This is a genomic window from Listeria sp. MAN/IMW/UF555 (genome assembly GCF_058684075.1).
Genome location: NZ_JBZWZS010000002.1, coordinates 458,340 through 473,512 on the forward strand (window position 1 = coordinate 458,340; position 15,173 = coordinate 473,512).

The window sequence follows — 15,173 nt, forward strand, 5'->3', positions numbered from 1 at the left end:
TTTTATTATACGTGAAAAATCCCTAGACAACAATTGTTTCTAGGGAAGTTCATTCTAAAGTATGAGATTACAAATTAGTCATTTTTAGTGGGTCTATCCATAAATCGAATTCTTTTTCTGTTACAAAACCAGTTTTAATTGCTGCTTCTTTTAAAGTCGTATTTTCATCGAAGGCTAACTTGGCAATTTTGGCAGCTTTTTCGTAACCTATATGTGGATTCAAGGCTGTAACAAGCATCAGCGAATCATTTACTTTAGCTTCAATCACACTTTCATTGGCAGTTAGTCCTTCTAAACAATGAATTCGGAAGGAGCGCATACTATCAGAAAGTAATGTGATAGATTCTAAGAAATTAAAAATAATTACAGGCTTATAAACATTTAATTCAAAATTACCTTGGCTTGCTGCAATATTAATCGTTGTATCATTTCCCATTACTTGAGCGGCCACCATCGTAATTGCCTCACACTGTGTAGGGTTCACTTTTCCTGGCATGATGGAGCTGCCTGGTTCGTTAGCCGGGATTGTTAGTTCACCAATGCCACTACGAGGACCACTTGCTAGTAGACGAATATCGTTAGCAATTTTCATTAAATCAGAAGCAAGGCTGCGAATGGCTCCATGGACAAAATTAATCGGGCTATGACTCGTTAAAGCGAAATATTTATTAGAATCGGAAGTAAAAGAATACCCAGTTTGTTTCATTAATTCTTCTGCAACTTTATCACCAAAATCTTTGGAGGCATTTAATCCCGTTCCAACTGCTGTCCCGCCAATTGCAAGTGGTAAAATTGCTTTCATACTAGACTCAAGGTAGTTTTTATTATTTGTCAGACACGCTTCCCAGCCACTAATTTCTTGCCCAAGCGTGAGTGGAGTTGCATCTTGTAAATGTGTTCTACCAATTTTAACGAGCTGCATATATTGATTTTTCTTCGTCGTTAAAACTTCTTCCATTTTAGTTATTTCTGGTAAAAGTTTCGTTACTAAAGCTTGATAAGCAGCTATATGCATCGCTGTCGGAAATGTATCATTCGAGCTTTGCGACATGTTAACATCATCATTTGGATGAACTTTTTCCTCACCTAAAGTTAAATTGGCAACGTGGGCAATAACTTCATTAACGTTCATATTGCTTTGCGTTCCGCTTCCCGTTTGCCAAACGACTAAAGGAAAATGTTCATCTAGTTCGCCTTGAATGATTTGATCACAAACGTTTCCGATTGCTACCGATTTCGCTTCGGATAACTTTCCTTCTAAGGCATTCACTTTAGCCGCAGCTTTTTTCAACTGAGCAAAAGCGTAGATAATTTCTTTCGGCATAGAATTATCACCAATAGCAAAGTTTCTTCTACTTCGCTCTGTTTGGGCTCCCCAGTACTTAGTTGCATCAACTGAAATTTCTCCAAGTGTATCACGTTCAATTCGTTCCATTTTGCCACCCCTTTTTATTCTATTTTATTATATTCCGGATGTTTACGCAAAACCAACAAATAATGTTCGCTATTCTGTTTTTTGAAGTGGTTTTATTTTAATCATTACAATGGTGAGAATTATTAATAAAGCGATCCAAGCTATTGAAATGAACAGTGTTGGTATAAAGTAGTCCATTGTTTTTTCTGACATTATTAGCATAGTTGCATTTTTGCTTAAGTAAGCAGGATTAAACATTTGTATCCAACCGCCAAAACCGCTAATGACACCTAAGAGAATGGCTGTAAATACGCTAATCATTGCAACTACGGCATTGCTATCAAATACAGCACTGGCGAAAACGACCAAACTAATAACAAAAACAAACCAAAGTGCGTAGACAAAAAATCCTTCGATCAAAGAATTCATATCTAAATCGCCAAATAAAAAATACGTGTAATATGCTGCTAAAACATAACCAATGAATAATGAACTTAAGCCAACAATACACTGCATAACCCACTTGGATAGGACATATTCTACGGCTGATACTGGTCTAGTCATAATAAAAGCAAGCATCCCTCTAGAACGGTCATTTTGAATGCAAGCCATCGCCACGACAATCATAATGATAACTCCAATTTGATCAAACTGAGAGCCAAGTGTTTGCGACATTACTTCTTGCGCTGATTGATTTCCCATCAAAGCGACAACTTGCTCCGCTTCTGCGCCAGTTCCGACCGCTTTAAGTATTTCTGGTAAAAAATAAAGCATTAATGGTTGGGTGAGTCCAAGAAGTGCAAAGACAGTTGGCATCCAAATGATTCTCAAACTCCGCCGCTGTTCTAACCATTCTTTTCCGAGTAAAGCACTAAAATGCGTCATTATCTCACCTTCTCCATAAAAATTTCTTCTAGGCTTTGGTGTCTGTTTTCTACGCGAATCAGCTCACCTTTCGTTTTTAATAGTGCTTCTAGAATAGCTTCTGAGCCAGCTTTTTTATCTATAGCATACACTTGATAAACCATTCCTACCTTTTCGATTTTTTCAATATGCTGATTTTGATTAAGAAGCGCTAACCAAGCTTCCTCATCTCCAATAAATTCAACATCAAATACCGGGGAACTTTCTTCTTGCATAAGCTGTTCAACTGTTTTATCCGCAACTAATTCACCGTTTTTGATAATTGCAATGCGGTCACAAACCTCTTCCGCATCTTTTAAAATATGAGTTGAAAACAAAATTGTCATTTCACTTTTCAGTTTTTCTAAAAGCACGATAATTTCCCGGCGACCAATTGGATCAAGTGCGGATACCGGTTCGTCCAAAACAAGCAATTCCGGTCGATGTAAAATTGCCTGAGCGATCCCAAGACGTTGCCGCATTCCTCCTGAATAGGTGCTAATTTTTTTGTTAGTACTATCTGCTAATCCAACTAGTAGTAAGACTTCTTTGATTCGCTCTTCTAAATCTTGTTTTTTCATGTTAGACAGTTTTCCCATAAAACGAAGACATTCTAATGCGCTCATCCAACCATAAAATTCTGGATATTGTGGTAAAAAACCAATTTTCTCACGCACTAACTTTGCTTCTTGGCCATCTAGTTTAATTTGACCCTCGTCTTGCGCTAAGATTTGGACAATCATGTTAATCATTGTCGACTTACCCGCGCCATTTGGTCCGATTAAAGCTACACATTCTTTATTATTTATAGTTAGATCGATTCCTTTAATAACCCATTTTCCGTTATATTTTTTCTTTAGTCCTTCGATTTCTAATTTTTTCATTAGCTTTCATCCTCTTTTCGCCCAAAAATAAAATACGCAATTGGACCAAAGATATTAATAAATATAATGACAATTAACCAAATAATAGGGTTTTTACGTGTTTGCCAATTTTTAGCTAAATCTATAATCGCTGTTAAAAGTAAGGCTAAATAAAGAATTATTACGGGAATTAGTAATGCTATTTGCGTTTTATCCAATGTATTCACCTCATTTATTTGTTATACTCATTGTATAACAGTTATAATATTAAAGCAATATAAAAAAGCACATTTTACTTAGAATAAAGTAAAATGTGCTTTTTATTAGTTGCCGATAGAATCAATTAAGTTTCCAATGCCATCTGAAACTTTTCCACCAAATTCTTTTACTTTCTCAGCACCTTTTTTAATCGTTTCGCCTGCTTCATTTGCTTTGTCTTTTACGCCACTCCAGAAGTCACTGCCACTATTATTGTCGGATTCTTCTTCTTGTTTTTTCGCAGCAGTTTCTTGTGCAGCACTTTTAGTATCAAAGTCAGCAGATTTTTGGTAACGTAAGCCACTGTTCATTACATAATGAGCTAGGCTTGATACCCCGGCAGAGCTTGTTGTAGTGAGGTAATGGTCTTTGTCTGTTTTATCAAATCCCATCCAAACAGCGCCAACTAAATTAGGCGTGTAACCTACAAACCACTGATCTTTTGTCCCATTAGTATCATTGAAAGGAACTTGAGTCGAACCAGTTTTACCTGCCATTTCGTGACCGGAAACTGCTGCACTCTGACCAGTCCCAGTATTGATTACGTCAAGTAACATCGATGTCATTTCTGTTGAAACAGTTTTTGAGATAATTTGTTTTGTTTTTGGAACATTTTCATAAACGGTATTTCCTGATGGATCAACAATTTTAGTAATGATATGCGATTCTGGTTTTGCGCCGTTATTGGCAAATGTAGCATAAGCAGTAGCCATTTCAACTGGCGAAGCACCTTTACTCATACCACCGAGTGCTAATCCAAGTGTTTGGTCTTTTTCTGGTACTTCGATGCCAAATTTTTCTACAGATTTAACACCTTTGTCAATACCGATTTGATCTAACAACCAGACCGCTGGCGCATTGATTGAGTTTGCCACCGCTTTGTACATTGGGACTTCTCCATTATAAATTCCGCCTACGTTGGTTGGAGTATAGTTTCCTTTGTACGTTACTTTTTCATCTTTTAACATCGAATCGACATTATAACCCGATTGAAGTGCTGGCGTATAGACAGCGAGTGGTTTCATCGTGGAACCTGGCTGAGCCTTCATTTGCGTAGCTCTGTTAAATCCACGGAAAACGTGCTCTCCTCGTCCACCAACAAGCGCCCTAATTCCTCCTGTTGCTGGATCCATTAGAACAGCTCCTGATTGGACAAGCGTGCCATCGTTCGCATTTCTTGGGAATAAAGAATCGTTATTATACACTTTTTCTAAAGAGGTTTGATAGTTTTGATCTAATTCCGTATAGATTTTATATCCTTTTTGCATAATTTCATCTTGAGTGATGTCAGCTTCATTTACTGCTTCATTGATAACTGCATCAACATACCAAGGATATTTGTTTGCAAGTGGATCTTTTGATTGGTCATTTAAAACGATTTTGGTCGCTTTATATTTGTCGCCTTCTGCTTTGGTTATATCGCCGGTTTCAACCATAGCATTAAGTACCATGTTCCGTCGATTAGTTGCCTTTTCAATATGTTGATACGGGTCATAGGCGCTCGGTGCTTGGAGTAGTCCCGCAATAGTCGCAGCTTCCGGGATGTTTAAATCAGCTGCTGGCTTTCCAAAGTATTTCAAAGAAGCGTTCTCAACACCCCACTCCCCGTTTCCAAAGTAAGAGCGGTTTAAGTACATTTCCATAATTTCATCTTTGGAGTAGGTTTTTTCAATCTCTCGAGCCATAAAAATTTCCTTCGCTTTTCGCGTAAAGGTCTGTTCTTGGGTTAGCAAGGCATTTTTGGCAAGCTGTTGTGTGATAGTACTACCACCACCCGAAATTCCCCCGTTTGTAATCAGGTTAACTCCAGCACGAGCGATTCCTTTTAAGTCAAAGCCCTTGTGTTCATAAAAACGTCGGTCTTCAATGGATACGACTGCATTTTGGAGGTTTTTAGAGATTTTATCAATTGATACAAAGGTTGCGTCAGTTGATGATAATTCTCCTGCTTTATCTCCGTCTTTATCGTAAACAATCGTGGCTGATTCTAAGCCTTTTTTCAAAGCATCTATATCTGCGGACTTAGCTACTACAACAAGATAAATAATAAAACTTAATAAAAATACGAGTCCTGCAAGTAAAAAAATCTTGCCAATATGTTTGTTTTTCCAGAAGCGTCTAAATTTCCGCCATAAGGTGCTAATCCATTTTCCAATAAATCCAAAGAATGATTTAATGTATTTAATGAGTTGTTGTTTAAATTTGTCCATGTAACTCTCCTATCTTTCTACACGGTATTAAAGAAAACTGTAAACACAGTTATACACGTATTTTACGTTAAAACACAATTTTATGCCACCAACTTTAGACCGATTTTTGTAATATTTTTGTAATAATCCATATTTCCTACACATTTATTTACTTCTTTTTTACAATTTCTTCATTTTAATGTTTCCAGTAGTTTAAAAAGGGTAGATATTAATGTTACCATTACTAGTGTTTTGGTAATAATAATCGCCTATATACTGTGTACAACTAGTAATGGCAGCAAGTTTTACATGGGTTCATTAATAAGCCGGAAAGGATTTGGAATATGACGCAAAAGCTGATCTACTTTTTATCACAAACGCATATTCGAAGTGCCATTGCTGAAGCTTGGGCGAAGAAACTTTCACTTAGCAATGTCAAATTCATTAGCGGTTCTTGGCATAAATCCAAAGCAACTCCATTTATTGCAGAAGCGTTGAATGAGTTTGCGATTGAGCCACCTGAAAGCTTGTCTTATTCCCCTAGCTCTGAACTACTGGCAGATGCTGATCTCATTGTAACAATTTATGATTCTGCACATGAAACTGCACCACAATTTCCTGCTAACATACAAGAAAAAATTATTTATTGGGACATTGATGATCCAGAACAAGAAATAGCGTTACCCAAAAAATGGGCGAGTTATCAAGAAGTCTGTGATAACATTGCCTTATCTGTAAAAAATTTAGAGCACGTATTGATAGAGGCTTAGATTTCGTTGTCCCGCCACTCGTAGGCGGGACTTTTATGTTAAAAGAAAGGGGTATACATACTATGGACGGATATAATGATTTAAAAAAAGCAGAAAAAGCCGCCTTTTTAAGTATATTTGCTTACTTATTTCTTTCCGTTTTAAAAATTGCAGCTGGTCATTTCGGAAATTCTGATGCATTACTTGCAGATGGATTAAATAACACAACAGATATAGTCGCATCCGTTGCTCTTCTGATTGGCCTTAGAATTTCACGCATTCCACCTGACGCCGATCATTCTTATGGTCATCGGCGAACAGAAACAATTAGCTCCTTAATTGCATCCATTATTATGTTTTTAGTTGGTGTTCAAGTCATTTGGAGTTCTATTGTTCATATTATTGAAAAGGAATTCACTGCACCTTCCATGTTGACTGCTATTGTAGCACTTTTTTCAGGTGTATTCATGTATGCTATTTATTTATATAATCATAGACTCGCGAAAAAACTTGATAGTCAGGCGGTCCGAGCAGCTGCTTATGATAATCGTTCGGATGCATTTGTTAGTTTTGGCGCATTCATTGGAATTATCGGAGCAGTACTTGGAGTTCCGTGGCTCGATTCAGTGACAGCCTTTTTAGTTGGTGTTTTAATTGTTTATACGGCTGTCAAAATCTTTTATGATGCAGCTCATACATTAACAGATGGCTTTGATGTATCCAAATTAGAAACAATTCACGATTTAATCGCTTCTGTCCCCGATGTCAAAAAAGTTATTGATATAAAGGCGCGGATGAATGGAAATCGTATTTGGATTGATGCAACTATCGCAGTTGACCCAGAGTTAAATGTAGTAAAAAGCCATGAAATCACTGAAATTGTTGAACAAAAAATCCGTAATGAATACGAAGGTGCATTCACGTTAGTCCATATTGAACCTTTTTTTGAATAATATTCATTGTCAATAATCGTAAAGTCAACTATAATTTAGATTAAAGTATCATTTGCTGGGAGGGAATATTCGATGGGGCAGAGAAACTAATTCACTTAAATTATCTAACTAGAATGAAAAGTATGCAGCAATACATTGGAGGAGTTCTCTTCCAGAGCCGTTTTTTTCTTCTATATAGATAGTTTTATCATAAGCTTATTTATATTAAATTAGGAGGTGTTTGCCTTAGCAGAAACTGTTTCTGCCAAGGCGATTTATTGATATTAACCATTAAATTTTTAATTATAGCTTTACTTATTGCTATATCAGCGTTTTTCGTGGCAACGGAATTTGCGATTGTAAAAATGCGACCGAGCCGTTTGGACCAATTAATTGCAGAGAAAGATAAACGTGCGGTTCTTGCTAGACATATTTACAATCATTTGAACGCATACTTATCAGCCTGCCAACTCGGGATAACGATTAGTTCTCTTGGACTTGGTTGGTTAGGGGAATCTACGGTTGAAGCTGCATTGCATCCATTATTCAGCTTGCTAGAACTACCACAATCTGCTATTACGATTCTTTCGTTCACTATAGCCTTTCTTTTTATCACGTTCTTACACGTGGTTGTCGGGGAACTTGTACCGAAAACACTTGCGATTGATAAAACTGAAACGGTTGCTCTTGCGGTAGCACGTCCACTGCATATTTTTTATAAAGTGATGTTCCCGTTCATTTGGATTTTAAATGGTTCTGCGGTTTTCATCGCGCGTTTATTCGGCTTAGAACCAGCTTCTGAACATGAAATCGCTCATACAGAAGACGAGTTAAAAATAATCGTTGGCGAAAGTTATAAGAGCGGTGAAATCAATCAATCCGAATTCCGTTATGTGAATAAGATTTTTGATTTTGACGAACGTATGGCGAAAGAAGTTATGATTCCGCGAACGGAGATTGTAACGGTTGATACGGGATCTACTATCGGTGAATTATCCGACATTATGCAAAATGAGCGTTATACGCGCTATCCAGTTATTGATGGAGATAAGGACCACGTTATCGGTGTACTTAATTTAAAAGAAATTTTGTCAGCATATGTGGAACACGGATCGAATCCAAGTTTTAGTATTGATCCTTACGTAAAACCAATTATTCGTGTGATTGAGACAATTCCAATTAAAGAATTGCTTTTCCGAATGCAGCGCGAACGTTCTCATATCGCGATTTTACTTGACGAATATGGCGGTACTTCCGGGCTCGTTACGGTAGAAGATATTGTCGAGGAAATCGTTGGTGATATTCGCGATGAATTTGATGCTGATGAAATTCCAGAAATCCGCAAAATCAAAGACGGTCACTACATTGTTGACGCAAAACTTCTGATTGATGAAGTAAATAATATTTTAGGTACTGAAATCGAGGAAGAAGAAGTTGACACAATCGGCGGCTGGTTCTTAACACAAAATTATGAAGTAGAAGTTGGGGACGAAATCGATTACGATGGCTTTATTTTCCGCGTGAAACAAGGCGAACCCCATCATATTGAATATATCGAGATTATCAAAAAAACAAATGACTAATAATAAAGGTAGCTATCCTCTCACTTGGATAGCTACCTTTTTAAATGCGATGTTCTAGCATAAATTGTTTGAATCGCTCTGCTGCTGGAGTTAACGTTTGGTTTTTTACAACCGCTAAATAAAAGAAACGTTCCCAGTTTGGACTTCTAATTGGCAAAACTTTGACGTCCACATAATTTAAAATCGGCATATTTGGAACAACGGCAATCCCAAAATTTTGCGCAACCATTCCTGCAATCACTTGATCTACTTCGATTTCATAGGCAATTTTGTAATCCTCGCCAATTTTTCTAAATAAATCATCAATAATTGGTCGTAAGCCGCTTTTCTTTGAGAAAGCAATATGCGGGTATGGCACGGTTTCAATTAAATCAATCCAATCTTTTTCAGCTAATGGATGACTTTTTGGTACAATCAGCACTAATTCTTGTTTTGCAATCGGCGTAAAATGGATATTTCGTTCATTCTCGAGCTTAGAGCATATCCCAATATCGTATTTCTTTTCTTTTAGTCCTTGAATAATATCAATCGAAACACCCGTATGAAAAACGAAATCAATTTTCTTTTCTGGTTCTGTTTGTATGAATTCTTGAACAAGCTTAGGTACAAGTGAGGTTCCAAGCGTTTGTAAAAATGCTAAATCAATCTGCCCTTCCCCGTTTGCGGCTTTTTTGGTAGTTGCTACTCCGGCATCAATCATGTCTAACGATTCTTCTACATAATCCAGAAATACTTTTCCAGCCTTGCTTAATCCAATGTTTCGTCCCTCTTTTTCAAATAAAGGTATACCTAATTCTTGTTCTAACGAAGAAATTGCGTGACTTAAACTCGGTTGAGTGATGAGTAATTTTTCAGCTGCTTTTGTGTAATGTTCCATGTGCGCCAATGTGACGAAATAACGTAAATGGTGTAAATTCATGGCTTCTCTCCTTACTAAAAATTATCTATGCAATTTATCTATCAATTAATAGAATAATACCAATTTGTTTTTATGGAATAGTCATAATACAATTAGACTGTAGTTACACCAGCAGAACAAACTATTCCTTAAAAACCAATATACGGTAGAATACGTTAACTGTCCAGTTGAAATTTCAAACATTGAAGGCGTTATCACATCAGCGATATTTAATGAACGGGAATTTATTTTTTTACTGGTGTTTGTGAAAATATTATCAAAGTTTCTTGTAATTTTTATTCTAGAGAGGAGATAATTTTTATGACAAATGCAAATGGCGACCTAAAAAAATGCCCAATCACGATTAGCTCTTACACGCTTGGAACGGAGGTATCTTTTCCTGAACGAGTGAGAATCGCAGCAGAAAATGGTTTTGATGGAATTGGCTTACGTGCAGAAAACTATGTAGATGCATTAGCCGCTGGATTAACTGATGATGATATGTTGCGGATTTTAGATGAGCATAACATCAAAGTAACAGAAGTAGAATACATAACTCAGTGGGGAACCGCCGAGGACCGCACAGCCGAACAGCAAAAGAAAGAACAAACTACTTTCCACATGGCGCGTTTATTCGGCGTCAAACATATTAACTGCGGTTTGCTTGAAAAAATCCCCGAAGAACAAATCATTACGGCACTCGGTGAATTGTGTGACCGTGCGGAAGAATTAATTATCGGTTTAGAGTTTATGCCATACAGTGGTGTAGCAGACTTAGCAGCAGCTTGGCGTGTAGCTGAAGCATGTGGCAGGGATAATGCACAACTAATTTGCGACACTTGGCACTGGGCTAGGGCAAACCAAACAGCAGAATCAATCAAAAATGTTCCCGCTGACCGGATTGTTTCCATCCAATTATGTGACGTACACGAAACACCTTACAAAGAACTTCGGGAAGAATCTCTCCATGACCGACTTGCTCCTGGCGAAGGATACGGCGATACAGTCGGTTTTGCTCGAATCTTGAAAGAGCATGGCGTTAACCCCCGTGTTATGGGCGTTGAAGTTATATCAGACTCCATGGTAGAAACTGGTTTAGAATATGCTGCCATCAAAGTATATAATGCCACGAAAAAAGTATTAGACGAAGCATGGCCAGAAATTTCTCCCAAATAAAAAATAGTTAAATATGTGAAAAAAGTAACGTAACAAGAAGATTCTACCTTGAAAGGGAAGTGTTTTTTTTGAAATTTAATTCGATGTTCTCACCGATTGATATCGGGCCTATGAGAGTACCAAATCGTTTTGTTGTATCTCCAATGTGTAATAACTATGCGAATACAGATGGCACTTTAACAGATACTTCACTAGCCTATTATAAAGAACGTGCGCTTGGTGGCTTTGGTCTAATTACTTTTGAAGCGACCGTTGTAGATGTTCGGGCAAAAGGCGGCGCAAATAAAGCATGTCTTTATAGCGATCATCAAATTGCCAGTTTTAAACGAGTGATAGATGCTTGTCATGACGCGGGTGCCAAAATCTCTGTGCAATTACAACACGCTGGACCTGAAGGTAATTCTAAAGTTTCTGGTTATCCTTTAAAAGCAGCTTCCGCCATCGCTTCAGCAGAAGGACGCAATACACCGGAAGCCATTTCACGGGAAGAACTTTATGAATTAATTGAACTTTACGGGGAAGCGGCTTTACGAGCAAAAAAAGCTGGGGCTGATGCAGTAGAAGTTCACTGCGCTCATGGTTATTTAGTAAGTAGTTTCCTATCTGGACGCACGAATAAACGTGTGGATGAATTCGGCGGCTGTTTTGAAAATAGAATGCGACTACCAAGACTAATTATCGAAAGCATTCGAAAACGTGTTGGTCATTCCATCGCAATCCTATGCCGAATTAACAGTACGGATGGCGTGGACGGCGGACTAAGTGTCCAAGATAGTGCGACGGTAGCTGCTTATTTGGAAGATTGTGGTTTAGATGGTTTGCATGTTTCTCGTAGCGTTCATATTCGCGATGAATACATGTGGGCTCCTACCGTGTTACACGCTGGTTTTAGTTCTGACCTTGTAACACAAATTAAACGCGCGGTTTCTATCCCAGTAATTACAGTTGGGCGTTTCACCGAGCCGCATTATGCTGAACTAATGGTTCGCGAAGGTCGGGCTGACTTAGTTGCTTTCGGACGACAATCGTTAGCTGATCCAGAAACACCGAATAAGGCGGCGGCTGGAAAACTAGACGAATTACTTCCTTGTATCGCTTGTCTTCAAGGTTGTGTCGCTAACATGTATGCAGGAAAACCTATTACTTGTTTAGTGAATCCTCTACTCGGCCGCGAATCCGAAGCCTATTTGCCAAAAACACCTAGTAAAAAAGTTGTTGTTATCGGCGGTGGTGTTGGTGGGCTTTATGCTGGTTGGATGGCTGGCTCAAGAGGTCATGATGTAACAGTGTACGAAGCATCAGACATTATCGGCGGCCAAATGCGTTTAGCTGCCTATCCTCCAGGAAAAGGCGACCTAACTAATATGGTTCGCAGTTACATTAAAAAATGTGAACAATTCGATGTGGAAATTAAAACCAATACACCTGTCACACCAGAACTTATTCAAGAAATTGCCCCAGATGCTGTTATTATTGCGACTGGCGCTACCCCACTCGTCTTACCAATTCCAGGTATTGAAGATTCCGGCTTAATCCACGCAGTCGACTTACTTGATGGCAAAGAATCTTGTGGCAAAAAAGTACTAGTTGTTGGCGGAGGTATGGTTGGTAGTGAGACTGCTGCATTTTTAGGTGAAGCTGGTCATGATGTAACAGTCGTCGAACTTCGTGATGAAGTCGGAGCAGATGTTATTTCTGAACACCGAAAATTCCTTATGCGCGATTTTGACGAGTATAAAATTAAAAGTATTACTAATGCAAAAGTGACGAGTTTCTTACCAGACGGGGTTACGTACTCCTTAGCTGATGAAAAAGAGTACCGCATTGATGGGTTTGACTCTGTCGTACTTGCAATGGGATCAAGAGCTTACAATCCACTGGAGGAAGCCATCAAGAAAATCGTCCCAGAAACTTATGTTATCGGTGATGCAGTTCGTGCGCGCCGAGCATTAGATGCAACAAAAGAAGCACTAGATGCGGTATTGCAATTATAATTTATGGTTGTACTCGCTGTTAAGCCGGCGAGTACAAACCTACTTGGAGGTAAATGAACGTGGAAAAAAGAATTTCAGGATCAACTCGGCTTCTAAGTTTAATTGGTACACCCGTAGACCATTCAAAATCCCCAATCATGTATAATTATAGTTTTCAAAAAGCTGGTTTAGATTATGCGTATCTTGCATTTGATATTCCTGTAAGTAAAGTCGCTGATGCAATAGCTGCTATCAAGACTTTTAACCTGCGTGGCTCTAACGTAACCATGCCTTGTAAAAGTGAAGTTTTAAAATACATGGATGAACTTTCCCCTGCTGCGCGAATGATTGGTGCTGTAAATACCATTATAAATGAAGATGGGAAATTAACCGGACATATCACAGACGGTCTTGGTTTTGCTAGTAATTTACGAGATTCTGGTGTAGATGTGGCGGGCAAAAAAATGACCATCATCGGCGCTGGTGGTGCAGCAACAGCAATCCAAGTTCAGTGCGCACTTGATGGGGCCAAGGAAATCGCCATTTTTAATATTAAAGATGATTTTTATGAAAAAGCTAAACAAACGATTGCTTCTATTAAACAAGAAGTTCCTGACTGCATCGTACATATTTATGACTTAAATGACGCAGCAAAATTACATGAGGAAATAGCAACTAGTGATATTTTAGTAAATGCTACACTCGTTGGTATGCATCCACATGAAAACGAAACGCCTGTCAAAGATACGACGGTCTTCAGAAAAGATTTAATCGTCACCGATGTTGTCTACAATCCAAAGAAAACCAGACTGTTGCTAGATGCAGAAGCTGCTGGTTCAAAGACTGTAGGCGGACTAGGCATGCTTTTATGGCAAGGCGCAGAAGCATACAAACTGTTCACAGGTAAAGATATGCCTGTTTCAGAAGTAAAAGATTTATATTTTAACTAATAAATTCATCAGGATTTCGAGAGGAGAAAAAAATGAACGCAAAAAGATTTTATCCAACAGCAATTGCACTTTATTTTACTTATTTTATTCACGGTATTGGGGTATCCATTCTTGGCCAATACAAACAAGATTTCGCTGGAGTATGGGGAGCAGACAAGCTTTCCGACGGTACATTTGATGTCAGTATGGTTATTGCTGTTATCGCAGCACTCGGCCTAGGACGTTTACTTACACTGCCAATTTCCGGACCTTTTTCAGATAAATTTGGCCGTAAACCTTCCGCATTAATCGGTGTTGGTTTATATGCCATTTATTTCATCGGATTAGCATTTGCACCGAATATGTATATTGCTTATGCTTTCGCTTTTGTAGGCGGGGCCGCGAATTCATTCTTAGACACTGCTGTAACACCATCCGTTCTAGAAATTTTCACTAAAAATGGCGCTATTGCCAATATGTTTACTAAATTCTCTATTTCTATCGGACAATTCGTATTACCTTTCGCTATTGGTATGGTAGCAGCAGCGAATATGTCTTTCCGTACACTATTTATTATTACGATGGCATTAATTGTTATCGACGGTTTAATTATCGCATTTATGCCATTCCCACCAATGAATAACAATGTGGGCGGCGAAAAAGCAAAACCAGCGAAAATGAAATTCAATGCAACTAGTTGGGCAATCATAGGTATAGGTTTCACATGTACCTCCACTTTCCAACTATGGTTAAACTGTAACCAAGAGCTCGGAAAATTATATGGCATGGCTGATCCAAGTAAGATTCAATCATTCTACTCACTAGGTACTATGTGTGCTATTTTAATTACAGCTGTTCTCGTGAAAAAATTCATTTTACCAGTGCGAATTCTCATTATATATCCAGCAATTGCTACTTTAATGCTACTAATTATTTACATCGTCCAAACACCGACTATATGCTTAATTGGTGGATTTGTAATTGGATACGCTGCTGCTGGTGGGGTTCTTCAACTAGCTGTATCAACTGCCAACGAATTTTTCCCTACAAACAAAGGGAAAATCACTTCGATTGTTATGATTTCCTCAAGCCTTGCAAACTATATCGTTTTAAACATTGCGAGCTATATTACTAAAGCTGGTGGTATCGAAGGTCCGAAATATGTGTTATTATTCAATGTAGTGATCACAGTTATCGGAATCTTACTAGCAATCTTCGTCAATATGCGTTACAAAAATGAATCTAAAATTGCAACTAAATAAGAAACACTTCAACTGAGCATTCACTTGCTCAGTTGAACTTACAT

General features: G+C 38.2%; 13 protein-coding genes. 7 read left to right on the forward strand and 6 right to left on the reverse strand.

Features of this window, described 5'->3' with window-relative positions:
* Positions 1–67: 67 nt before the first annotated feature.
* From fumC to AC4PG8_RS09400, 5 genes are all read right to left on the reverse strand, one after another.
* A complete protein-coding gene (fumC, locus tag AC4PG8_RS09380) occupies positions 68–1,435 on the reverse strand; it encodes a class II fumarate hydratase (protein WP_185484395.1) in 1,368 nt (455 codons plus the stop codon).
* Between the two features lie 69 nt (positions 1,436–1,504).
* On the reverse strand, positions 1,505–2,299 hold the full coding sequence (locus AC4PG8_RS09385; RefSeq protein WP_185540861.1) for an ABC transporter permease subunit: 795 nt from the start codon (positions 2,297–2,299) through the stop codon (positions 1,505–1,507).
* On the reverse strand, positions 2,299–3,201 hold the full coding sequence (locus AC4PG8_RS09390; RefSeq protein WP_185540863.1) for an ABC transporter ATP-binding protein: 903 nt from the start codon (positions 3,199–3,201) through the stop codon (positions 2,299–2,301). Before AC4PG8_RS09390 ends, AC4PG8_RS09385 begins: the two co-directional genes overlap by 1 nt.
* Positions 3,201–3,398 (reverse strand): PLDc N-terminal domain-containing protein, encoded by a 198-nt coding sequence (locus tag AC4PG8_RS09395; RefSeq protein WP_003763578.1) that lies wholly within the window; start codon positions 3,396–3,398, stop codon positions 3,201–3,203. Before AC4PG8_RS09395 ends, AC4PG8_RS09390 begins: the two co-directional genes overlap by 1 nt.
* Positions 3,399–3,503: 105 nt before the next feature.
* Positions 3,504–5,648, reverse strand: coding sequence for a penicillin-binding protein 1A (locus AC4PG8_RS09400; protein WP_185540865.1), 2,145 nt, complete (start codon positions 5,646–5,648; stop codon positions 3,504–3,506).
* A 323-nt stretch (positions 5,649–5,971) separates the two neighbouring features.
* On the opposite strand from AC4PG8_RS09400, the gene AC4PG8_RS09405 reads away from it, so the two are divergent.
* The 3 genes from AC4PG8_RS09405 to AC4PG8_RS09415 all read left to right on the forward strand — a co-directional run bounded on the left by AC4PG8_RS09405 (position 5,972) and on the right by AC4PG8_RS09415 (position 8,891).
* A complete protein-coding gene (locus tag AC4PG8_RS09405) occupies positions 5,972–6,397 on the forward strand; it encodes a low molecular weight phosphatase family protein (protein WP_003768022.1) in 426 nt (141 codons plus the stop codon).
* A gap of 62 nt (positions 6,398–6,459) precedes the next feature.
* The gene (locus tag AC4PG8_RS09410; protein ID WP_033837803.1) at positions 6,460–7,329 is read left to right on the forward strand and encodes a cation diffusion facilitator family transporter; all 870 of its coding nucleotides are present in this window, start codon (positions 6,460–6,462) and stop codon (positions 7,327–7,329) included.
* 257 nt (positions 7,330–7,586) lie between these two features.
* Complete coding sequence (locus AC4PG8_RS09415; RefSeq protein ID WP_003769865.1) at positions 7,587–8,891, forward strand: hemolysin family protein; 1,305 nt, start codon at positions 7,587–7,589, stop codon at positions 8,889–8,891.
* A 40-nt stretch (positions 8,892–8,931) separates the two neighbouring features.
* Here AC4PG8_RS09415 and AC4PG8_RS09420 read toward each other — a convergent pair whose 3' ends face one another.
* On the reverse strand, positions 8,932–9,810 hold the full coding sequence (locus AC4PG8_RS09420; RefSeq protein ID WP_003763592.1) for a LysR family transcriptional regulator: 879 nt from the start codon (positions 9,808–9,810) through the stop codon (positions 8,932–8,934).
* 300 nt (positions 9,811–10,110) lie between these two features.
* Between AC4PG8_RS09420 and AC4PG8_RS09425 the strand changes: the two genes are divergently transcribed.
* The 4 genes from AC4PG8_RS09425 (at position 10,111) to AC4PG8_RS09440 (ending at position 15,129) form a co-directional block, all read left to right on the forward strand.
* Positions 10,111–10,965, forward strand: a complete 855-nt coding sequence (locus AC4PG8_RS09425) for a sugar phosphate isomerase/epimerase family protein (protein WP_185513272.1) — start codon at positions 10,111–10,113, stop codon at positions 10,963–10,965.
* Between the two features lie 68 nt (positions 10,966–11,033).
* Entirely contained in the window at positions 11,034–12,959 is a 1,926-nt protein-coding gene (locus AC4PG8_RS09430; protein ID WP_185484393.1) for an oxidoreductase, read from the forward strand.
* A gap of 59 nt (positions 12,960–13,018) precedes the next feature.
* Positions 13,019–13,888 carry a shikimate dehydrogenase gene (aroE, locus tag AC4PG8_RS09435; protein ID WP_185510587.1) on the forward strand — a complete coding sequence of 290 codons (870 nt, stop codon included), beginning with the start codon at positions 13,019–13,021 and terminating at the stop codon, positions 13,886–13,888.
* Between the two features lie 32 nt (positions 13,889–13,920).
* Positions 13,921–15,129: an MFS transporter gene (locus AC4PG8_RS09440; protein ID WP_003769874.1), complete on the forward strand. Its 1,209-nt coding sequence runs from the start codon at positions 13,921–13,923 to the stop codon at positions 15,127–15,129.
* The last annotated feature ends 44 nt before the right edge of the window (positions 15,130–15,173 follow it).